This is a genomic window from Salinibacterium sp. AL4.1 (assembly GCF_059767305.1).
In genome coordinates this window covers 196,554-218,138 of sequence record NZ_JBSOQK010000001.1, presented here as the reverse complement: position 1 = coordinate 218,138, position 21,585 = coordinate 196,554, and the positions used below count along the sequence as shown (strand labels likewise).

At 61.2% G+C, this 21,585-nt stretch carries 21 protein-coding genes and 1 tRNA gene; 13 read left to right on the top strand and 9 right to left on the bottom strand.

Translation table 11 applies throughout. From position 1 onward, the window contains the following. Window positions 1-23: 23 nt before the first annotated feature. Window positions 24-710: a GDSL-type esterase/lipase family protein gene (locus tag ACWTV3_RS01135; RefSeq protein WP_498476469.1), complete on the top strand. Its 687-nt coding sequence runs from the start codon at window positions 24-26 to the stop codon at window positions 708-710. Window positions 711-720: 10 nt separating this feature from the next. Here ACWTV3_RS01135 and ACWTV3_RS01130 read toward each other — a convergent pair whose 3' ends face one another. After that, window positions 721-1,440 (bottom strand): LysR family transcriptional regulator substrate-binding protein, encoded by a 720-nt coding sequence (locus tag ACWTV3_RS01130; protein WP_498476468.1) that lies wholly within the window; start codon window positions 1,438-1,440, stop codon window positions 721-723. Window positions 1,441-1,477: 37 nt separating this feature from the next. On the opposite strand from ACWTV3_RS01130, the gene ACWTV3_RS01125 reads away from it, so the two are divergent. From ACWTV3_RS01125 to ACWTV3_RS01105, 5 genes are all read left to right on the top strand, one after another. Continuing rightward, window positions 1,478-1,840 (top strand): DUF5997 family protein, encoded by a 363-nt coding sequence (locus ACWTV3_RS01125; RefSeq protein WP_498477924.1) that lies wholly within the window; start codon window positions 1,478-1,480, stop codon window positions 1,838-1,840. A gap of 121 nt (window positions 1,841-1,961) precedes the next feature. After that, window positions 1,962-3,125 (top strand): GAF domain-containing protein, encoded by a 1,164-nt coding sequence (locus tag ACWTV3_RS01120; RefSeq protein WP_498476467.1) that lies wholly within the window; start codon window positions 1,962-1,964, stop codon window positions 3,123-3,125. A gap of 51 nt (window positions 3,126-3,176) precedes the next feature. Then, window positions 3,177-3,926: a DarT ssDNA thymidine ADP-ribosyltransferase family protein gene (locus tag ACWTV3_RS01115; protein WP_498476466.1), complete on the top strand. Its 750-nt coding sequence runs from the start codon at window positions 3,177-3,179 to the stop codon at window positions 3,924-3,926. A 21-nt stretch (window positions 3,927-3,947) separates the two neighbouring features. Next, entirely contained in the window at window positions 3,948-5,267 is a 1,320-nt protein-coding gene (locus tag ACWTV3_RS01110) for a GNAT family N-acetyltransferase (RefSeq protein ID WP_498476465.1), read from the top strand. 79 nt (window positions 5,268-5,346) lie between these two features. After that, the gene (locus ACWTV3_RS01105; protein ID WP_498476464.1) at window positions 5,347-6,645 is read left to right on the top strand and encodes a M18 family aminopeptidase; all 1,299 of its coding nucleotides are present in this window, start codon (window positions 5,347-5,349) and stop codon (window positions 6,643-6,645) included. 71 nt (window positions 6,646-6,716) lie between these two features. On the opposite strand, the gene ACWTV3_RS01100 is transcribed toward ACWTV3_RS01105, so the two are convergent. Beyond that, a complete protein-coding gene (locus ACWTV3_RS01100; RefSeq protein ID WP_100389021.1) occupies window positions 6,717-7,238 on the bottom strand; it encodes an RNase H family protein in 522 nt (173 codons plus the stop codon). A gap of 124 nt (window positions 7,239-7,362) precedes the next feature. On the opposite strand from ACWTV3_RS01100, the gene ACWTV3_RS01095 reads away from it, so the two are divergent. After that, the gene (locus tag ACWTV3_RS01095) at window positions 7,363-8,136 is read left to right on the top strand and encodes an ABC transporter ATP-binding protein (protein ID WP_100389022.1); all 774 of its coding nucleotides are present in this window, start codon (window positions 7,363-7,365) and stop codon (window positions 8,134-8,136) included. Further along, complete coding sequence (locus ACWTV3_RS01090; protein ID WP_498476463.1) at window positions 8,118-9,689, top strand: transporter; 1,572 nt, start codon at window positions 8,118-8,120, stop codon at window positions 9,687-9,689. The genes ACWTV3_RS01095 and ACWTV3_RS01090 overlap by 19 nt, the downstream gene beginning before the upstream one ends. Window positions 9,690-9,754: 65 nt before the next feature. Here the strand turns inward: ACWTV3_RS01090 and ACWTV3_RS01085 are convergent, their stop codons facing one another. After that, window positions 9,755-10,039 (bottom strand): GNAT family N-acetyltransferase, encoded by a 285-nt coding sequence (locus ACWTV3_RS01085; RefSeq protein ID WP_341619968.1) that lies wholly within the window; start codon window positions 10,037-10,039, stop codon window positions 9,755-9,757. Between the two features lie 11 nt (window positions 10,040-10,050). After that, the gene (locus tag ACWTV3_RS01080; RefSeq protein ID WP_100389024.1) at window positions 10,051-10,536 is read right to left on the bottom strand and encodes a glutathione peroxidase; all 486 of its coding nucleotides are present in this window, start codon (window positions 10,534-10,536) and stop codon (window positions 10,051-10,053) included. A 121-nt stretch (window positions 10,537-10,657) separates the two neighbouring features. Between ACWTV3_RS01080 and ACWTV3_RS01075 the strand changes: the two genes are divergently transcribed. The 3 genes from ACWTV3_RS01075 (at window position 10,658) to ACWTV3_RS01065 (ending at window position 13,723) form a co-directional block, all read left to right on the top strand. Then, window positions 10,658-11,596: a J domain-containing protein gene (locus tag ACWTV3_RS01075; protein ID WP_498476462.1), complete on the top strand. Its 939-nt coding sequence runs from the start codon at window positions 10,658-10,660 to the stop codon at window positions 11,594-11,596. Window positions 11,597-11,687: 91 nt separating this feature from the next. Then, window positions 11,688-12,965 carry an APC family permease gene (locus ACWTV3_RS01070; RefSeq protein ID WP_498476461.1) on the top strand — a complete coding sequence of 426 codons (1,278 nt, stop codon included), beginning with the start codon at window positions 11,688-11,690 and terminating at the stop codon, window positions 12,963-12,965. A 38-nt stretch (window positions 12,966-13,003) separates the two neighbouring features. Continuing rightward, complete coding sequence (locus ACWTV3_RS01065; protein WP_498477923.1) at window positions 13,004-13,723, top strand: endonuclease/exonuclease/phosphatase family protein; 720 nt, start codon at window positions 13,004-13,006, stop codon at window positions 13,721-13,723. A gap of 67 nt (window positions 13,724-13,790) precedes the next feature. On the opposite strand, the gene ACWTV3_RS01060 is transcribed toward ACWTV3_RS01065, so the two are convergent. From ACWTV3_RS01060 to ACWTV3_RS01045, 4 genes are all read right to left on the bottom strand, one after another. Continuing rightward, window positions 13,791-15,308 carry a SulP family inorganic anion transporter gene (locus ACWTV3_RS01060; RefSeq protein ID WP_498476460.1) on the bottom strand — a complete coding sequence of 506 codons (1,518 nt, stop codon included), beginning with the start codon at window positions 15,306-15,308 and terminating at the stop codon, window positions 13,791-13,793. Window positions 15,309-15,569: 261 nt separating this feature from the next. Continuing rightward, the gene (locus tag ACWTV3_RS01055) at window positions 15,570-17,270 is read right to left on the bottom strand and encodes an ABC1 kinase family protein (RefSeq protein WP_498476459.1); all 1,701 of its coding nucleotides are present in this window, start codon (window positions 17,268-17,270) and stop codon (window positions 15,570-15,572) included. 36 nt (window positions 17,271-17,306) lie between these two features. Next, window positions 17,307-17,873: a PadR family transcriptional regulator gene (locus tag ACWTV3_RS01050; RefSeq protein ID WP_498476458.1), complete on the bottom strand. Its 567-nt coding sequence runs from the start codon at window positions 17,871-17,873 to the stop codon at window positions 17,307-17,309. Between the two features lie 232 nt (window positions 17,874-18,105). Next, a tRNA-Leu gene (locus ACWTV3_RS01045) sits at window positions 18,106-18,189 on the bottom strand. 152 nt (window positions 18,190-18,341) lie between these two features. Here ACWTV3_RS01045 and ACWTV3_RS01040 point away from each other — a divergent pair. Continuing rightward, window positions 18,342-19,673, top strand: coding sequence for a M20/M25/M40 family metallo-hydrolase (locus ACWTV3_RS01040; protein WP_498476457.1), 1,332 nt, complete (start codon window positions 18,342-18,344; stop codon window positions 19,671-19,673). Between the two features lie 24 nt (window positions 19,674-19,697). Further along, entirely contained in the window at window positions 19,698-20,549 is an 852-nt protein-coding gene (locus tag ACWTV3_RS01035) for an undecaprenyl-diphosphate phosphatase (protein ID WP_498476456.1), read from the top strand. A gap of 59 nt (window positions 20,550-20,608) precedes the next feature. Here ACWTV3_RS01035 and ACWTV3_RS01030 read toward each other — a convergent pair whose 3' ends face one another. Then, entirely contained in the window at window positions 20,609-21,544 is a 936-nt protein-coding gene (locus ACWTV3_RS01030; RefSeq protein ID WP_498476455.1) for a proteasome assembly chaperone family protein, read from the bottom strand. Between the last annotated feature and the right edge of the window lie 41 nt (window positions 21,545-21,585).

Here is a 21,585-nt window from a genome sequence, read left to right as displayed (position 1 = left end):
TTGCCACCCTAGAACACGCTGTCATGAGAATTTTCATGTTCACGTGGGTGCGCATTTCGCCCAACTCGTGGCGCGGCTACCCGCGCCCGAAAGATAACCCGACGGTGTTTGCCGACGGCCCCAACCCCCACAAAGTTATTCTTGCTGGCTCCGGGATCGTCATCGGCTACGGCGTTGCGTCTCACGAACTTGCGTTGGGGGGCTCCTTCGCGCGCGCTTTGACGACTCAGACGCAGCGAGGCGCCGAAGTCACCACCATTACAGCCCCCGGCTTCTCCGTGACTCGAGCACAGAAGCAGCTAACTTTCCGACTGCTCGACGATGCCGACATCGTCGTGCTGTCGTTCGGCACCTTCGAAGTTCTCACACTGATGCCACCACGGCGCTGGGGCGCTCAGCTTGAAGCTCTGGTTGCGAGCGTGCTCGCACGATCAGCGCCCCACACTCAGGTCTTTCTTGTCGATTGCAACACTCCCAAAATGTCGACCTTCGCTGCGGCCTATCAGCGCCGTATCGGCCAGACCGCAGCCGGCTTCAACGAGCAACTTGCCGCCACAGCACGCACGCACGATCGCGTTCACCGTGTCGAATTTCGGCCGGTAGCGGAGGATGCCGAAAACCTCGAAGGACGATCGCGCTACCAAGAGTGGGCGGCCAGCCTCATTCCTGACGTTGTGGCACATCTTCCCCTAGATGGAACCGGGGGATAGCCGAAGCAGATCAACCCTTACGGCGCTTGTTTCGGTTGAATGCCGGCCGGTCCGGGCGTCGCGGTGCGGCTTTGCCCCCAGAAGACCGGGCATTGGCGCGCTGCGAGGTGGACTTCTTCGGTGCGGATGCTCGGGGAGCCCGCTTGGGTGATTCAGCTTCCTCTGCCTCCGAACCACCGGCGGTGCCACGCGAGCTTTTGGCGGTGCGGCCGCGCACGATCCCGATGAATTCCTCGACGAGCGGATCTACGGATCCTTCGCGCCACACCACCGCGACTTGCCACTCTGGGCCGTCACTAATGATTCGCGAAACGACGTCTTTGCGCAGAAGAGCGCGGGCGACGGCCTGGGGGAGCACGGTGATGCCGATATTCGCGGCCACCAAGTCGACCGCTGCCCGCCATTCCTCGGTAATGCGGTGAACGGAATCGAGTTCAGCAAGGGTTACTTCATCGCCCTGAGCTAGCTCGTGTTCCTTGGGAATTACGGCAACGGCACGTTCGGTGTAGAGCGGGATGGCTGCAAGAGGGCGATCGCTGTCGACGGCGCGATCAATGGGCAGGCGCACGAGGGCAACGTCAGCGGTGCCCGCCGTGAGCATCGCAAGTGCCTCGTCTTGTTCGCTCGGCACGAGCTCAATCGGGGACTCCGGAAGCCGTTCCCGCCAGACGCGCGACCATTTGCCGGGCGTCGCCCCCAGCACAAAGGCGACAGTGAATGATGTTGGCATGTGTTCAGGTTAGTCTTGGGGTGTGCCAGTCCAGACCATGAAGCCCGCAACCGTCGCCAAGAAGTTGGGGATTTACCTCCCCGCAGCCCCGGAAGAGTTCCGCGATTCCGAAATCAGCCGCGAAGCATTTGCAGAACTTCTCGCTACTCCACCCGAGTGGCTCACGAAGTTGCGCGCTGATGGCCCGCACCCTCGCTTGGTCGTGGCCCAGAAACTCGGCGTTTCGGCGTCGGGGCTCGCTCGCGCTGGCGCACCCGATGTCATGACGACCGCCGAGATCAAGGCGTTACTTGTCGAGATGCCAGAGTGGCTTGTCGTTGAGCGCGCGACTCACGCTGCGGTCAACGAAGAGAACGCCCGCGTTAAGTCAGAGCGCGCTGCGAAGGCCGCTCGCAAGTAATTTCAGTTTTCCTCATACTTGCTGGTATTGAAAAGTATTCAGCTCTATACTGAGCAGCCTAGAGTGCCCGTGTCTGGGTGGTCGGGTGGGGAATTGATTGCTTCGTAGCTATGCTGCGCTATTGGCGTGGCCAATAATTACTCTGTGGCTTGCGGTTCATCCGCAACGGTGGCGCGCCCTGATTGCGCCAAGCGATGACCCACGCGCCGAAGCCATCGGGCCTGATCCCGACAAGGTGCTGCTGGTGGGGCCCGGGAAGTCATCCGGGCTCGGGGTGCATACCCACGAACTCGGCCTCGGAGGCCATCTTGCGCGGGAGCTATCCGCGCTGACCCATCGTGGGTGCAGTGTCGACATCGTCTCGGATCCGACCATGTCTGCCGCCGATGTCGGCGTAGTAGTCAACTGGGCCAGTCTGGATCGCTTCGACGCGCTCGTGTTAACGCTGGGCGGTGGCGAGGTTTTGCGGTTCCGCTCGCTCTTTGGCTGGCGACACAATGTGACCGCGTTGCTCGACACCATCCGGGATTCTGGTGGCGGCGCACTCCACACTTTTCTCTTGGGTATTGCGCCCATCGATGAATTCGTTTCGCTGCCCGCGCCGCTGCTCGCGATCGTGAACCGCAATATCCGAAACCTCAACGAGATCAGCGAGCAGCTGTGTTCTTCGCGCTCCAGCGTCACTTATGTTCCGGCCACGGCAAGGGCGGGCACAACCGCGATCTCTCTCGACAGTCCGACTTACGCTCACTGGGCCAAAGAGCTCGCTCCGACGGTGGCGGCGCAGCTTTCCAGCGTCGCATTACCACCGGCCTCGACCGCTTCGACCACCCCTGCACTCGCTCGCTTCGACGGTTCCTCACTCACCAAGGCGTCGGTCTCGAATTCGTTGACCGCCATCATGAACTCTGCCCGAGTGCTCTTTGACACGACAGGAGCGGCAGTCACGTTCCACGATCAAGAAGCGCACTGGTTCACCTCGACATCCGGTGTAGGGAACATGCGGCGTGATGAAGCCGGCGCGTTCTGCAGCCGCGCGTTCATTACTCGCAGCCTCGTCGTGCTCGAAGACACCCTAAAAGACGAGCGGTTCGCTGAGCACCCGTGGGTAGTGCGTGGGCCGCGCATCCGTTTCTATGCTGGCTATCCCATCGCCGCACCGAACGGCGACATCGTGGGGGCAGTGTGCGTGTTCGACACTGGGCCACGGCGCTTCGATCTGAGCCACGAAACACTCCTTCGTGAACTCGCTCGGCGTGCAGAGTCGGCAATACGACGTCGATAATTGCCGTACCTTGGATACGGAGGTCATTTCTGAACTCCGAGAGAGGACCCTATGTCTGGCACTGAGTGCATCCACGGTTTTGAAAATGGCCTGTGCGATTCCTGCTTTCCTAAGGCAGCCCCCGTTAAGCCTGTAACCCGTGCCAGCAGTCCCTCTCGGCCGAAGCGAGTTCCCGGAACTCCTCGCGCCTCGAGCGCTAAGGTTCCTTCGCTCTCGGATCAGCGTGTTTATCACGTCACTCACATCAGCAATCTTGAGAGCATTCTCCGCGAAGGCCAGCTTGTAGCTGCAGCGTCGATTGAAGATTCGATTCTCGACATCAGTTCTCCGCTAACCCGCGAGCTTCGGAGTGCTGCAGCGTTGAGCACGGGCGAGCCCGTCGACCGCTATGTTCCGTTTAGCTTGGTTCCGGAATCCACTTCGTGGCGGGAACTTCGCGCTGGAGCAACCGAGCCTCGCTGGTCGGATGCCGCCCGCACTGCTACCCCCACAGATTTCGTTTTTCTCGTGAGCACCGTACGTGCGCTCGGCGACGACGCAGTGCTCGCAGACGGCGATGCCGCCGCTAGTCTCACTCGCTTTGCGACGGACGAGACTGCGATCACCCGCATGCTCGGCAACTTGCGCGCCGATGAGCTCGCCGATGACGCCGAAGTGCTTATCCATGGCTCGTTCGCCTTTGACGACGTTCAGCTGGTGGGCGTTGCCAGCGACAAGGCCCGTGAGCGAGTTAAGGCGTTGCTCGATGGCGCTTCGTTCAAGACCAAGGTCGCTGTCTACCCGCCATGGTTCATTCAGTAAGGTTCGCGATAGCGTTGGTGCATGACCAACGATTTTGCTCACCACCCGGTTGACCCCACGTCGGCTGCTTCCCTCGCGGCGAGCGGTTTTCAGTACGATCTCGTAGATACCGCCGATCGTGCTGCGTTCGGGGCATGGTTTCAGGCTGACTCCCGCGGTTTTCATGGCCCCGCGATGTCGAAAGAGCAGATCGACTCGGGCTTTGCCGGCATCACGTACCGCCGCACTGTCGGCGTCTGGGATGACCGTCTCGTTGCCCCCGAGGTTCCGGTCGCCACGGTGAGTTCCTGGACCGAGCAGGTCACTGTTCCGGGAAACCGCAGTATTGATGCGTGGGCCATTAGTTCGGTAACGGTGTCGCCCACTCACCGGCGTCGCGGTATCGCCCGAGCGTTGCTGGAAGGCGAACTGCGTTCCGCTGTGGATATGGGACTGCCGATGGCCACCCTCACGGTCTCTGAATCCACAATTTACGGCCGCTTCGGTTTCGGTCAAGCGGTGTTCGCTGCCGACCTCACAATCGACACCACACGGGCCACGATTCCCGTACGCGAACGTCGCGGTGTGCTCCAGCATGTTGCACCTTCGGTATTCGTCGCCGAAGCTCCCACGGTGTTCGAACGCATCCGACTTTCCACTCCCGGCCAGATCACTGTCTGGCCGTTGCGTTGGGAGCAGATTGCAGGAACTGCGCCCGGTGACGAGGAGTACACCAAAAACACTCGAGTGGTTCGCTTCGATGACGAAGACGGCACTCCGCGTGGGTTCGTCGTATACCGGGTCGCCGGTGGAGGCCTCGATTTCACCAACCACAAACTCACGGTTGACTACTTGCTCGCCGAAACTCCGGAAGCGTATGAGGCACTCTGGCGTTACGTCCTCGAGGTCGACCTCGTCCGTGAGGTTAAAGCAGACCTGCGTTCGGTCGACGAACCTCTCCTGTGGCTGCTTTCCGATATGCGTGCAGCACGGGTGTCGCCCGTTGATCACCTTTGGCTGCGCATCCTCGATGTTCCGGCTTCGCTCAACGCCCGATCGTATTCCAGCGCCGGCATGATCGCTTTCGAGGTCAGTGACGAACTCGGCTTCGCGAACGGTCGCTACGTGCTGGAGACCGATGATCAGGGGATGCCAACGGCCAGCCGCGTAGAGAATCTTCCCGAAGGCGTGCCAGCAGTGTCACTCTCGGTGAATGAACTCAGCTCGCTGTACCTCGGGGGAGTGTCCGCGTCATCCCTGATTGCTGCCGGTCGCATTGTTGAACTCAATACGGGCGCGGGGGCCGTTATCGAGCGTATTTTCCACTCGGCGACCACTCCCTGGTTGAGCGTCTGGTTCTAGGGCGTCGCCGCCGGTGCAGGCGCGGCGGCGACACGCACTACGGCAGGAAAGGCTCGACGAGGGGTGCGAGAATAGGCGCATGACTGCTGCCCTGAACCACGTCCATGATCTTGCTTCTTTTGTCGCCGCTTCGCCGTCGTCGTTTCATGCGGTAGCCGAAGCCGCTCGCCGCTTGCGCGAGGCTGGTTTCACCCAGCTTCATGAAGCCGATGACTGGAACGGCTCGCGCACCCGCAAGGCGGCTAAGTACTTCGTCATTCGTGATGGTGCAATCGCAGCTTGGGTTCAGCCGACTAAGGCTGTCGGCACGACGCCATTCCGCATCCTTGGGGCTCACACCGACTCGCCGAGTTTTAAGCTGAAGCCGAAGCCCACGACCGGCTCGGAAGGCGTATTGCAGGCTGGCGTCGAGATCTACGGTGGCCCGCTACTCAACTCGTGGCTTGACCGAGAGCTCGAATTTGCGGGACGAGTCACCTTCCGCGACGGCAGCACTGAAATCGTGCGTACCGGCCCGCTCTTGCGGTTCCCGCAGTTGGCCATTCACTTGGATCGCGGTGTGAACGACAAGCTCACGCTCAAGCGTCAAGCGCACATGAACCCGATGTTTGGTCTCGGCGAACGCGACGACGCTGACGTGCTCGGCCACCTCGCGTCCATCCTCTCGTCTAAAGCCACTAACCGCTCGGCGGATGACATCGACGGCTATGACATCGTTGTCGCCGATACCGCTGCTCCCGCCGTCTTCGGTCTCGATGACGCCCTCTTTGCCTCCGGACGCCTCGACAATCTGTCGTCAGTGCACGCAGGTCTCGTCGCACTTCTGGGGCTCGACACGAAGCTCGACCAGATTCCACTGTTCGTTGCCTTCGATCACGAAGAGATTGGCTCGGCCTCACGATCGGGTGCCGGTGGGCCGTTCCTGGCCGACCTCATCGCGCGCATTAGCGCCGGTCTTGGCGGTTCTGAAACTGATCGAATGCGCGCTGTCGCCGAGTCATGGTGCCTCTCGTCTGATGCCGGTCACGCTGCACACCCCAACTACCCGGAGCGCCACGATCCCGCTAACCGTCCGCGCCTGGGCGGGGGACCACTTCTCAAGATCAACGCCAACCAGCGCTACGCCACTGATGGCCCCGGCGCCGCAGAGTGGGCTCGCGCTTGCCGCCAAGCGGGCGTCGAGTACCAAGAATTCGTTTCTAACAACGACATGCCTTGTGGATCCACGATCGGCCCGATCACCGCTACGCGGCTTGGCATTCGCACCATTGATGTTGGTTTGCCGCTGCTCTCCATGCACTCAGCGCGTGAAATGTGTGGCGTCGCCGACCCAATCGCGCTCAGCAACGCAATCGCGGCGTTCTTCGCGCCGGAGTAGATCCCTACGCTGTCACGCAGTGTGATTGCGTCGGTGCTGTCGCGCGGATTCCCCCGCGACAGCACCGCACTCTAGAACAGGGGAGCGATCTCGTCCGCTGCGCCGGGCAGGCTTGCATCCGTGGCCGAGGCACCGGGGTAGCCAGGTCCGACGGGGCATACCGTTCCGCGTTGGAACGCTTCGGCTGCGCCTCGAGCCCGCACATCGGCGGCTTCGTTAAGCGGATGCCCCACGTGCCCGCGCACCCATTCGAAGCGGTAGCGACGACCCGTAATGGCTTCATCGATCTGCTTGATGAGATCAACGTTCATGACGGGCTTGCCGTCGCCTTTGCGCCAGCCCTTCTTCTTCCAGCCGGGCATCCACTTGGTCACAGAGTTGATCACGTATTGGCTGTCGCACAGGATAAGAAGGTCATCATCAACGTGCGCCGTTGCGCGAAACAGTTGCAGCACGGCCATGAGCTCGCCTTGGTTGTTGGTGGCATGATCCCAGCCACCGGCAGCCCACGTGTTGTCGTCGACGTACCACGCCCATCCAGCCGGGCCGGGGTTGCCGAGCGCGGAGCCATCAGCAGCAGCAGTAATCGTCATGACACCCTTTCGTGGAGCTCGCGATGTCGAAAAAATCGCGTCCCCTCGACTCTAGTAGCTGGTTATCGTCACAGATTCTGCGGCGTTCCACGCTCTGAGCGCAGTTCGGTTTTAGGGTAGACCTGTGCCCGAAAACCCGCCCCTTGCCCCCGCGCTTGAAATCACTGGACTGACGAAGCGCTTTGGCGAGAAGCTTGCGGTTGATTCCGTAAACCTCACCGTGCCTCGCGGCTCGTTCTTTGGCCTCGTCGGCCCTAATGGAGCTGGCAAAACGACCACGCTCTCTATGGCCACTGGTTTACTGCGGCCAGACGCCGGCTCGGTCTCCGTTCACGGGCTCGATGTCTGGAGCAATCTGGTTGACGCCAAACGACGGATCGGCGTATTGAGCGATGGCGTGCGACTCTTTGATCGCCTTACTGGACTCCAACTTGTCACTTACGCTGGCCTCTTGAGTGGGATGGAACGCACTGTCGTGGCCGAACGCGCTGCCGATCTCCTCGACCTCTTCGACCTCGACTCCGTCAGCGGAACGCTCGTCGTGGACTATTCAGCCGGCATGACTAAGAAGATTGCTTTGGCCTGTGCACTGATTCACGCGCCCCAATTGCTCGTACTCGACGAACCGTTCGAATCAGTCGATCCGGTTTCTGGCGCCAATATCCGTGACATTTTGCATGGCTTCGTGGAGTCCGGTGGCACGGTCATCGTGTCGAGCCACGCCATGGACCTCGTGCAACGGATGTGCGACCATGTCGCCGTCATCGCCGATGGGCGAGTGCTGGCATCCGGAACAACGGATGAAGTGCGCGGGTCGTCCACGCTCGAAGATCGATTCGTCGAGCTCGTCGGTGGCCGCCGTCACGGAAAGGGCCCGGAATGGTTGCGCATCTCATAAGGCTGCGCTTTCGGCTGCTCGCCAATTCCCTGTCCCGCAGCCCGTGGCAAGCGGTCGCTGTAGGGCTGGGCACCATGTATGGCCTCGCCATGCTGTTCCTCGCCGTCGTCGGCCTCCTCTTTCTGAGCGCTGCCTCCGAGGAATTGGGCCGCACCGTAACGGTCTTAGGTGGCGCGGTGCTCGTTCTGGGTTGGACCTTCTTGCCCCTCCTGAGTTCAGGTATCGACGAGACCGTCGAACCCGCGAAGTTAGCGACCTTCCCGATCCCCATCCCGACGCTACTGCTCGCCCTCGCCATCAGCGGCGTGCTTGGCGTACCCGGCATCATCACGACGTTGGCCGCTCTAGCGACGAGCCTCGTCTGGTGGCACACGCCGGCGATCGCCGTCGTTGCCGTGGTCTGCGCAGTTATCGGTGCCCTCACGTGCGTTGTGGGCTCTCGGATGCTCGCTGCGCTTACGGTGCGCATCTCGTCGGGGCGCCGCGCTCGAGAAGCAAAAACGGTTCTCGTACTCATCCCGTTGCTGCTGCTCGGCCCAGCGATCTTGGCGGTGTCGACCCTCTTTCGCGAATTCCGTTCCCTGCTGCCGATCATTTCGGATGTCGTTTCCTGGACTCCATTCGGCGCCATCTGGGCGGTCCCCGGCGATCTCGCTACGGGGCGCCCCGGACTCGCTGCACTCCACGCCCTCGTCGGTATCGCGACTCTGGTGGCATCCACCGCTGTCTGGCGCTGGGCTCTCGACCGCGCGCTCGAACGTCCCGCCGTCTCAACGGCCACCGGGGGAGCCCGACGCGGATTGGGCTGGTTTGCGGTGTTTTCGGGAACTCCGACAGGTGCCGTTGCGGCCCGGTCGCTGACGTACTGGGCACGCGACCCTCGCTATGCGCAGTCGCTCATCAGCGTTCCGCTCGTGCCAGCGATCGTCTTCTTCTACACCGGAGCCAGTGGCGATCTCAGCGGACTGCTCTTCGTTGGCCCGATCGTCGCGGTGTTACTCGGGATGTCCATCTACACCGATGTCTCCTACGACAACACAGCCTTCAGTTTGCACTTGCAAACGGCTGTGAGCGGGCGCGCCGACCGCTGGGGACGAGTGATCGCGGTGAGCGTGTTCGCAGTACCCACGACCATCATCCTGACGGTGGCAAGCGTGTGGATCAGCGATAGCGGAGACCGCCTGGTGGGAATGCTCGGCATCTCGCTCGGTCTGCTCGTCACCGGGCTCGCGCTGTCGTCGCTCGTGTCAGGGCGTTTCGCGTTCTCGGTTCCGGCTCCGGGCGAGAACCCCTTCAAGGCCCGGCCAGGCGGTGGATTCACCCTAATGCTGTCGATGTTCGCGTCGTGGACGGCTCTCGCCGTACTCGCGCTGCCCGAAATGGTGATCGCACTGGTGGGGTTCGCCACTTTCAACGAAGCCCTCGGATGGGTAGCGCTAGCCGTCGCGCTCGTATTGAGCAGTGTCTTTCTCGTCATTGGCGTGCGCGTCGGCGGAACGATGCTCGACAATCGCGGTCCCGAGCTTTTGGTGCAGTTACAACGTCAGAAGTAGCGGATGCCGCCCGCGCGGCCTGGCACAGCGCCTCGGTGTAAAAGCGGCGCCAAAGTGGGGCGGCGTTAGCGAGACAGCAGTTCAGCCCGCTCAGGGTTGCGATCAAACCACTCAGCAACGTACCAGCACATCGGCAACACACGCAGTGACGAATTCGCTTCGACGTCATCGACCGCGAACTTCACGAGCTCAGCGGCATAACCTTTTCCCCGATGAGCGGGCTGCGTATACGTGTGATTAAACGAGATGGAGCTTCCGTTGGTGCGGTAATCCGCCACAGCGACAAGCGCGCCGTCGACGTTCATGACGTAACGGGCAGCATCCTTCTCATGAATAAAGTCTGTAGCCATAACTCTCTAGCCTAGGCGGGAAGGGCAGCTTCAATTGCACCGACGATGGCCGGATCATCCGGAACGACAGTCGGGCGGAAACGCTTCACTTCGTTGCCGGGCGTCACCAAGAACTTTTCAAAGTTCCACGCGACCCGGCCCGCCTTACCTGCACCGTCGGCGGTCTTCTTCAACTCGGCGTACAGCGGGTGAGCTGACTTGCCATTGAGCTTGACCTTTTCAAACATCGGAAACGTGACACCCCACGTCATCGTGCAGTATTCCTTGATGGCATCTTCGCTGCCCAGTTCCTGCAAGAACTGGTTGCTGGGAAATCCGAGAACTGTGAAACCACGGTCTCCGTAGGTCTTCTGAAGCTGCTCTAGCTGCTCGTACTGCGGCGAAAGGCCACAACGCGATGCCACGTTGACGATGAGCACCACTTTGTCTTGATAATCGGCCAGCGTCGTTTCGCTGCCATCAATAGTGGTGAGGGGAATATTTCGGAGTTCGGTCACGCTTTAAAACTACGCCCACAGTCTGAGCGCCCGCCCACGACATCCCGAAAGTTGCCAGCGACGTTCGCTAAAGTGGGAGTTTCTGCACTCGCGCTTCGCGCGGTACACCGAGAGTGAGTTCATGCCCGATAGCCCCATGTCAGCGAGTGCGTACGACGTACTTGGTGTTCAGGCATCGGCGACCGAAGTCGAGCTCAAGAAGGCGTTCCGTCGAGCACTTCGAGAAACGCATCCCGACACCGGGGGAGATCCGACCAAGTTCGCTGCCGTTCAGGATGCGTGGGATCGCGTGGGCACCCCAGAGAAGCGTCGTCGCTACGATGCCGGTTCACGTACGGGCGCGCACAGCACCCCGGCAGGTTCTTCGCCCTTCTCTTCACGACCGTCGACGGCAGCGCGCGAAGACTCGCGCCCACGCGCCCGCACCCACGGGCATCCGGGAGGCTGGCGTCGCGAACGTTTTCTCGACAGCATGCGCGAGTGGGTCGGTCGAGGTGTCACGCTCGACGACCCCTACGACCCCGCCCTCGTTCGTAGCGCTCCGCGCGAAATTCGACGCACGCTCGCGGATGCTCTGGCCGAAGAAGCTACTGCCCGCACGGTGAGCAATCTGGGCATTGGCTACACGATCTGGCACGACGTGTCGACGGGACCACCGGAGCGCAAGCTCGACCACATCGTGCTGGGGCCGACTGGCCTTTTCGCGATGCTCTCCGAAGACTTTGGTGGCGAAGTAAAGGTTCGCCGTGGCGAACTCATCGGCCCCGCCGTCGCACCGGAGAAACCCATGCACGAGCTGGCCGCGCGGGCCAAGTCGATCAGCCGCCAGCTGAAGGTCAACTTCACCTGTTTCGTGATCGTGGTGCCCGACGACGCGCTAGCTCAACCCCAGATCTCACTCGGAACGGTCAAGGGGCAACCCGCCGTTGTCGTGCGGCAGAGCGTGCTCGCGCACTTACTTCGCACCGGCCCCGAGCTCGGCCGCGGGCGCGACATTGGCGGCAACGAACTCTTCGACGTGCGCACACGACTCGCTAGCGGCATCCGTTTCGTCGAATAGCGGTTTGCGGTTCACCCCCTCTTTATCGATCGTTCATCGCAATCTCTCCGTGTTCAACGTTCACGATTCTTCGTGGGAGTAGGGTGTGCACGTGAAGACCACTGCCCCGCTGGCACGACGGCTCAGCGTCTTCGACGCCACCGTGATCGGACTGGGTTCGATGATTGGTGCTGGCGTCTTCGCCGCCTTCGCGCCGGCCGCTCTCGCTGCGGGCTCGGGGTTACTCATCGGGCTGGCGATCGCGGCTCTCGTGGCGTGGCTCAATGCCTCGGCGAGTGCGCAGCTAGCGGCGGTCTATCCGGTGGCCGGTGGCACATATGTCTACGGGCGCGAACGTCTTGGCCCCTGGTGGGGATTCTTCGCGGGCTGGTCATTCGTGGTCGGCAAGACCGCAAGCTGTGCAGCCATGGCGCTGATCTGTGCCGCGTATATTGCGCCCGCAGGCTCTGAGAAGCTAGTCGCCGTGCTGGCCGTCGTTATCGTGACCATGGTCAATCTGCGCGGAATAAGCCGTACCGCGGCAGCGACCAAGGTCATCGTCGTGATCGTCGTCGCCGTTCTGATCGGTGTCATGGTGTTGGCCTTGATCGCCGGTGACACCTCGACGAGCCCGCCGGCCGTGCCGGCAGAATCAGGGGCGCCCCAGGCCTACGGAGTTCTGCAGTCGGCGGGCATCCTCTTCTTTGCTTTCGCGGGCTACGCTCGCATCGCCACGCTGGGGGAGGAAGTACGCAATCCTCAGCGCGCCATCCCTCGCGCCATTATGGGAGCCCTCGCCATTGCAGCGGTTCTCTACGCGGCGGCCGGGGCAACCCTCCTGACGGTGCTCGGCCCCGACGCGCTAGCGACCTCTCGGGCACCGATCAGCGATCTGCTGTCAGCTGCGGGATGGGGCGACTCATCGGCCCTCGTGGCAATAACGGCCGCTCTCGCCTCGCTGGGAGCACTACTCGCGCTCATGGCGGGCATTGGGCGCACCACGCTCGCCATGGCGCGCACACGCGATCTGCCACGGTGGCTGGATGCAGTGCATCCGACATTTTCGGTGCCCCACCGCGCAGAACTCGCTATCGCTGCGCTGGTGATCGTCATCGTTCTGATCGCCGACGTGCGTGGGGCGATCGCCTTCTCCTCATTCGGAGTGCTGTTGTACTACTTCGTCGCGAACGTGGCGGCGTACACGCAGCCGGCATCACAGCGTCGTGTCCCGCGTGCAGTAAACATCCTCGGCGCGATCGCGTGTTTGCTGCTGGTCGCTACGGTCCCTTTCGTCGGCATCGCCGTTGGTGTCGTTGTTCTGGCCGTCGGGATTCCTGTACGTTTGCTTTCTAATCGCCAGTCTCGGCCAGTTTTCACCCATGGAACATAGGCTAGTTTTCTCTTAAGAAAGAGGGTTATCGGTTCGTGATTCGCGCAATTAGCTACAACCTCCGCAAACACAAGGCGGCGTCGGAGCTCGAGGCTCTCTCGCACACCCCCGACCTCGACGTGCTGTGCCTCCAAGAGGCGATCTCTACCCAGCTGCCCGAAGAAATCGGCAACTTGCATCTCGCTGACTCCACAAAAAATAATCGCCTAGGGCTCGCGGTGTACTACCGTCGCGACCGCTATGAGCATCGCAAGAGCCAAGCATTCGAACTCAAAAAGTCGCTTCACGACCGGGTTTTCACGCCCACGACGGAACGCCTCGTCGGCTCCCAACTCGTGGATCGCGAGACCGGCCATGAGCTTGTCGTCGCGTCGTTCCACGCGGCACCGCTGACGGCACTTAATTCGCTGCGCCGCAACCAGATCAAAGCCGCTCACGGGATGCTCGCCGAACTTGGCGAGGGTGCGCCCATGCTGATGCTCGGCGACTACAACTATCCGCTGTTCAAAGATGGGCTTACGCAGCGCGTTAATAAGACCGGCTATGACCTGTCATTGAGCGACCGCACCACGTATACGAACTACAAATTTTTCCGCGGTCATTTCGATTTCGTCACCTCTCAAGGGTTCACGATCGAAGGCGTAGAAACGATGCCGCGCGGTTCCTCAGACCACCTACCGATCTTGGTAACCGCGTCTTACGGCTCCACGAATACGCATAAGTCCACGGTGTCACCCGCCGAGACATTCTCTCACTAACGATGAAGAGGGGCGCAGCTTTCGCTGCGCCCCTCTTCGTCGTTGTGGCTCTCTGTGGTGAGGCTAGCTAGCCTTCGCCGCCCAAGTTTCCCGCGAGACGCTCGTGCATGTACTGGCTGGCTTCGTTCATGCCGATCAGGATCACGCGCTTCTCGAGGCGCTCGTACTTTGTCGTAATCGCGTCGAGCGCGGCCACCGTCGAGGCATCCCAGATGTGCGAGTTCGACATGTCGATAATCACGCGGTCGGGGTCATCCGTGTACTCGAACTGGGTGGTGAGGTCGTTGCTCGAAGCGAAGAAAAGTTCTCCATTGACGCGGTAGTACGCGGTCGGCACTGCTTCGTCTTCGGGCAGCGTGCGCTCGACAGTGGCAAAGTGAGCCACTCGACGCGCGAAGGCGACCATGGCAACGACGACGCCGACAAGAACGCCGATTGCGAGGTTTTCGGTGGCGACGACGACGATCACTGTCGCGACCATGACGGTCGTCTCGCTCTTTGGCATGCGCTTGAGCGTGGACCAGCTCACACTGTGCCAGTTGAAGGTCGAGACAGCCACGATGATCATGACGGCGACGAGGGCCGCCATGGGGATGATCGCAACGACATCGCCGAGAACGACGACGAGGATGAGCAGGAAGACACCCGCGAGGAACGTCGAAATACGCGTGCGAGCACCCGAAGTCTTCACGTTGATCATCGTCTGGCCGATCATTGCGCAACCGCCCATTCCGCCGAACAGGCCGGAGAGTACGTTGGCAACACCTTGGCCCCAGGCCTCGCGGGTTTTGCGCGAGTGGGTGTCGGTGATGTCGTCCACGAGCTTGGCAGTCAACAACGACTCGAGAAGACCAACGAGTGCCATCGCGATAGCGAACGGGCCGATGATTTGCAGCGTCTCCCACGTCAATGGGACGTTAGGGATGAACAGCTCAGGCAGGCTGCGGGGGAGCTCGCCCTGATCGCCGACGGTCGGGACTGCGATCGCGAAGGTGACGGTAACAATCGTCAACAGCACGATAGCTACCAGAGGAGCGGGGATCACCTTGGTGAAGCGCGGCATCAGCACCATGATCACAAGACCGACAGCGACGAGCGGGTACACCATCCACGGCACGTGGAAGAGGTGCTCGAGCTGAGCCATGAAAATGAGGATGGCGAGCGAATTGACGAAGCCGAGCATTACGCTGCGCGGGATGAAGCGCATGAGCTTCGCGACGCCCAATACGCCAAGCAATACTTGAAGCAATCCGCCCAGGATGACGGTGGCGATCAGGTAGTCCATGCCGAACTCACGAGCGACCGGGGCCACGACAAGAGCGATGGCTCCCGTGGCGGCGGTGATCATGGCGGGACGTCCACCGAGGAACGCGATGGAGATGGCCATCACAAACGAGGAGAACAAGCCAACCCGAGGGTCAACTCCGGCGATGATCGAGAACGAGATTGCTTCGGGGATCAACGCGAGTGCCACCACAAGCCCGGCAAGCACTTCGCGAGTGAGGATACGGGGAGTGCGGAGGGCCGTCATGACGGAGGGCTCCGCTCGATAACGGTCGGCGCGATTCGCTTGCGTGATGGCCATGAGGTTCTCCTACTCAAGGAGCCGCGAGAATGCGCGACTGACGATGTGATGTGATGTGAGCCGAGCACCTGGTTATCCGGCACGGCTATACGCCAGCAACACTGCCGACTACGAGTCGGTTGTTCTCCGACTAGACAAGGGTGGTTGGCAGCACAGGAGCGCGAACCTTTTTCCACGATAGCCGATCCCACAGATTCATGGGTGACTCTCAGCCGGTGCAGCACATGCCCCGTGCACCTGCGGGGCGCTCTGGCTGATCGGCTAGAAGAGGCGGTTTCGAGCGAATACTCCGGCGAAGAGTGCGTGAGCCAGTGGCAACGCGGAGGCGATCATCAGAATGAGCCCCACGGTGGGGTCGGTAGGGCGCAACAAGATGCCGCCGATAAGGAGTGCGGTGAACAGGATGGAAGACAGCACCCGACGCACGAGCTGTTCGATTGCTCGAAGTCGCTTATCGGCACTGGGCGTCTCGACCGCCAACTGGCCTCGCTGCATGAGCGTTGCGACACTCTCGAGTTGTTGCGGTAACCGAAGAATGAGGCCGGCCGAGGAGAGCGCCTGTTTGGCGAACTCCCGTACAGTGCCGCCGCCTTCGTCTCGCGCTAGTCGTGCCGCGAAGGGCTCGATCGCGGTCCACACGTTGTAAGCGGGGTTGAGGTCGCTCGCAACACCCGACGTGACAGAGACCGCCCGGATGATCAGCAGAAAGTTTTCAGGGAGCTGGAACGGCATCGTGCGCACAACTTCACTGAATTCGTTGCCGAACGCTCGGAACTCCTGAGGGTCGACCTGCTGCAGTTCGGTGAAGCCCATGCCGCCGAAACGATCGAAGAGTTCACCCATGGCTCGTTCGAGCGGCGCTGTCTCCGCGCTGCGCAGCAGGATTCCCATGTCGCGCACGCTGGCGACCAGTCCCGGGGCGTCGCGCGCTGCGGCAGCAATGATGAGGCGCTGAAGACCGCGGCTGAGGTTTTCGGGAACCTCGCCCATCATCCCGAAGTCGATGAACGTGAGCGTCCACTCGGGCGTCGAGGAGTCGGCGCGCTGGGGATCGGCCGGTGTCACAAAGATGTTGCCCGGATGCGGGTCAGCGTGAAAGAAACGGTGCATGAAGAGCTGCTCGAACATCGCCCGCGACAGCTCATCTGCGACTTCTGCGGGATCAATTCCCGCTGCACGCAGTCGCTCATGATCGTTGATCTTGATCGCGGTGGCGTCAGCGAGGGTCAGGATGCGACGAGTCGAGCGCTCCCACACCACTTCGGGCGCCTGCACTCGAGCATCCTCGGCAAAGTTCTCGGCAAAGCGTTCAGCGTTGCTGCCCTCATTGAGGTAGTCAATTTCGCGCAGACTGATAATCGCGAACTCTTCCAACAGCGCGGGGAGGTCTACTCTGCTCGACACGAAGCGCACACGGCTCAGCCACGCTGCGACGCGGCGCAGCGCGGCGAGGTCGACGTCAATGATGTCGGCAATGCCTGGACGCTGCACCTTGACAACGACATCCGCAAAACCGACGTCACTGGCCTCGGCATCAGTCAAGCGGGCACGGTGAACTTGACCGAAGGATGCCGCAGCAACCGGCGTGGGATCAAACCGCGCGAATGCGCGCTCCAGCGGCAAACCCAACTCACGCTCGGCGCTCTCTCTAATCAGTGCGAAGTCGACGGCGGGCACTTCATCCTGCAACCCCTCAAGCTCTCGGGTGATTTCACCCGGCAGCACATCGAGGCGCGATGACATGAACTGACCGACCTTGATCATGAGACCGCCCAGGTCAACGGCTAGCCCGTGAAAGTTGCGCGCGATGCGAGCCGCGCGAGCAAGACGACGCCGAGCAGCGATCCGCTCCAGTCCGAAGCGCGGCAGCACAAGCTCGAACCACCACTCCAGAACCATGTACCGGGCAGCGAAGCGCAGAATCCGCCGGTAGCGGGCGCGCAGCTGTCGGGTGTCGGTCATTACATCTCCCTTGAGCCGACGGTGCGGCGGGTCCGATCAGTCCTGAGCGAGAATTGCGTACAGCTTACGTCGCGCATCATCAATGATCGTGATGGCGTCATCGATCTGCTCCGGGGTGCCGGTGCGCATAATGGGCACGACTGCTTCCGCGAGTTTGGCTGCGGACCGGGGGAGAGCTGTGGGCCGCGTCGTTCCCGGCGCGTCCGCGTCTTTCCACGGAGCGGGTCGAGCAGCCTGTGCCTCGTCATGACCCTTTTCAGTGAGCGTGTAGGTCTTCTTGCCTTCCGCCTCGTGAGCTTCGATCAGTCCCTCGTCGGCGAGCAACTGAAGTGTGGGGTAGACCGAGCCGGGGCTGGGCTTCCACGCACCGTTGCTGCGCTTGTCGATCTCACGAATGATCTGGTAGCCGTGCATCGACTCTTCGGCGAGCAGCGACAGGATGGCGACGCGAACGTCTCCACGGCCCATGCGCGGCGCTACGCGACGCTCGAATTCTGAGCGCACGTTATCGAGAGCGTCCCACAGGCCTTGGCCCGCCGTATCGAAAGCGTCTGAGAAGGAGCGGCGCGAGTTGTGGCCGCTGGTTCCGAATGAGTTATTCATGCTGATCCTCCTATCGGTGAATGCGGGGCACGCGTGGCCTCGCCGATAGTTAACGATACATCGTTAACTTTCACGATCGTAAGGATCCCAGCCAACTAGCAGCCAAGGCACGAGAGGCCGGATTGCGAAAGAAATCGCACGAACAGCTTAAACAAGTAAAGGCCGGCAACCAGATAAATCTGACTGTCGGCCTTTACTTTTCTTACTGATTCGGTGTCCGAATCATTCGCTGTGCGCGAAGGGGGACTTGAACCCCCACGCCCTTTCGGGCACTAGCACCTCAAGCTAGCGCGTCTACCAATTCCGCCATCCGCGCGCATCTGCGGCGCTCTAGGAGCACCGCCGAGATAAGAGAATAGCACCCTTTTTGAGTGCCAAAACACACATCGCTTTCATGACCCCCGCGAAGCCCTTTTTCGCCTGCCGTGGCGTGCAGATTTTTGCTGGCGAGACGGCTAGCGTGGCCTTATGACTTCTGAGCCAGAACTTGAGCGCACCGCGCGCATCGCGCAAGATCTCATCCGATTCGATACTTCCAACTACGGGGAGGGTCGATCGAACGGCGAGACGGTAGCCGCCGAATACTTGGGCGCACTGCTCGAAGACATGGGTCTCACTACCCAGTACTTCAATGCTGCTGAGGGGCGCACCACGGTGATCGCCAAGGTAGAGGGAAGCTACGAGACTGAGTCATCGGCCCCTCACGCCGCCGAGCGCCCCGGCTTGATTCTGCACGGCCACACCGATGTCGTGCCCGCAGATCCCAAGAACTGGTCCGTTGATCCTTTCGGGGGAGTCATTCAAGACGGCCTTCTGTGGGGCCGTGGCGCGGTGGACATGAAGAACATGGATGCCATGATCGTCACCGCTCTCGGCGACATTTTGGGCGCCGGCAAGCGCCCCGCTCGTGACCTCACGATCGCGTTCTTCGCTGACGAAGAAAATGGCGGCGAATTCGGGTCACACTTCATGGTTCAGAAGCACCCCGAAGTGTTTGCGGGTGCGACAGAAGCCATTAGTGAAGTTGGCGGCTATTCGGTCGACCTTCAAGGTCAGCGCGCGTATCTCCTTCAGACAGGAGAAAAGGCGCTCATGTGGATCAAGCTGACCGCCCGCGGCATGGCTGCCCACGGTTCGCGCGTGATCAGCGATAACGCGGTCACCAAGCTCGCCGAAGCAATCGCGATTATTGGCCGCCAGGAATGGCCTGTCCGCCTCACCGACACCACGACGCTCCTCATTTCTGAGCTGTCACGCATTCTCAACATTGATCCCGAAGAGGTCGGCCCCGACCAGCTGATTCTCGCTACGGGCACCGCTTCCGGCTTCTTGCAGGCCACGCTGCGCACCACCAGCAACCCCACGCTGCTGAATGCCGGCTACAAGCACAACGTGATTCCCGATGTCGCTGAGGCCCTCGTCGACATCCGCACCCTTCCTGGCGAGGAGGATGAGGTGCTCGCCCAAGTGCGCGCGCTGCTGCCGGATGAGATCGAGATCGAGATGATGCACCGCGACATTGGGCTCGAAACCAGTTTTGACGGCCCTCTGGTCGACGCGATGGTCAACAGCTTAGGAGTCTTCGACCCCGGAGCCCCCGTGCTGCCGTACTTGATGTCGGGTGGCACCGACAACAAAGCACTCAAGCTGCTCGACATCACGGGCTACGGTTTCGCGCCCCTCCAGCTGCCTCCGGAAATCGACTTCCCGGGCATGTTCCACGGCGTGGATGAGCGGGTACCGCTCGACGCACTAGTCTTTGGCAGGCAGGTCTTGGGAGACCTGCTTCTCAAGTACTAGTTCTTAGCTGATCGGGAGCGCTCCATGGGTTTTATCGAGGCCATTATTCTCGGGCTTGTTCAGGGCCTCACGGAGTTTCTTCCCATCTCGTCGAGCGCCCATTTGCGCATTATGGGTGAGTTTTTGCCCTCCGCGAGCGACCCCGGCGCGACATTCACGGCAATCACCCAGTTGGGCACCGAGCTCGCTGTCATCCTCTACTTCCGCAAGGACATTGCACGCATTCTGAGCCGCTGGTTTCAGCAATTTCGCAGTAGCGGAGGCGCTCACGGCGAAGTAATCGACAAGAACCATCCGGATGTTCGCCTCGGCTGGCTCGTGATTCTCGGAACCATCCCGATCGTGCTCGTGGGCTATTTCGCCCAGGAATACATCCGTTCAACGTTCCGCTCGCTCTGGCTCGTCGCGACCGTGCTCATAGTCTTTGGCATCATCTTGGGTATCGCTGATTACCTCGGTAAGCGCACTCGCGCACTCGAAGAAATGACGTACGGCCACGGCATCACGATTGGCCTCGCGCAAATGCTCGCGCTGGTTCCTGGCGTGTCGCGCTCGGGTTCAACGATGACGGCAGGTCTCGCGCTCGGCTACACGCGGCCTGCGGCAGCTCGGTTCGGATTCTTGCTTGCCATCCCCGCAGTCTTCGGCAGTGGACTGTATGAACTCGTGCACAGCTTCGGTGAACCAACTCAGGTTTTCACTTACGCCGAAACCGCCGTCGCCACAGTGATTGCATTCGTCGTCGGCTACGTCGTAATTGCAGCCCTCATGCGCTACATCGAGAAGCGGTCGTTCTTGCCGTTCGTGATTTATCGCGTTGTTCTAGGCGTCGCGCTCTTCGTGCTGTTGTCGCTCGGCGTCATCCAGCCCGTTTAGTCACGACGATCGCTGGCCTGAGATCGCGGGCTCACCAACGAACGATCGTGAGGGTGGCGTTAGTCCTTGCCCCGCCACGGTTCGTCGCCAGCGGCACCCTGGTCGGGTTTGTCGTCGCCACGACGGAGGTACTTTTCAAACTCTTGAGCGATCGCTTCACCACTGGCTTCCGGCGAATCGACGGTGTCGCGGGCTTTCTCTAACTGCTCGATGTACGACGACATGTCTTCGTCTTCGCCCGCAAGAGCATCGATGCCGGTTTCCCAATCCGCGGCGTCGGTGACGAGCTCGCCACGCGGAATCACGACATCCACGATTTCTTCGAGCTTGTCGATGAGCGCGAGCGTGGCCTTGGGTGACGGGGCGTTGTGCACGTAGTGCGGCACGGATGCCCAGATCGAGATCGTGGTGATGCCGCTGGCTTCTGCCGCCTGCCCCAATACCGACAGAATGCCAACGGGCCCTTCATACGTGCTGCGCTCAATACCGAGAGCCGCGCGAACCTCGGCGTTCTCGCTCGACGTGAACACCGAAATCGGCCGTGTGTGTGGCACGTCGGCGAGCATCGCCCCCAGAAAGACGATCGAGGTAATTCCGTTATCGACGACGGTCTCGAGGATGTCGCGCGCGAAAGCCTTCCACGAACGCGACGGCTCTGTGCCGAGCAGAAGGTAAATATTCGATTGATTGTTGGCGCTCAACTGCAATTCGGCATCCGCCGCAATGCTCTCGGGGCGACCGGCATTGGGTTGTGAGGGGCCGTACATCGTGACTGAAGGCCACGTAAGCACCCGATTGCCATCGTCGTCGTGGGAGAGCACGGGGCGATTGAACTGGTAATCGAAGTACTCTTCGGGGTCGACCTCAGAGATGGGATAAACGTCGAGCTGCTCCTTGAGCGATCGCACTGCGCCACTGGCCGCTTCTCCGGCGTCATTCCACCCCTCGAAGGCAACGACGAGGAGTCGTCCGTTCGCAAATGGGGTGTTAGTCACAGGTCTCCTTGGGGTGCATGCCACGAATGTCGCTTAGTCAA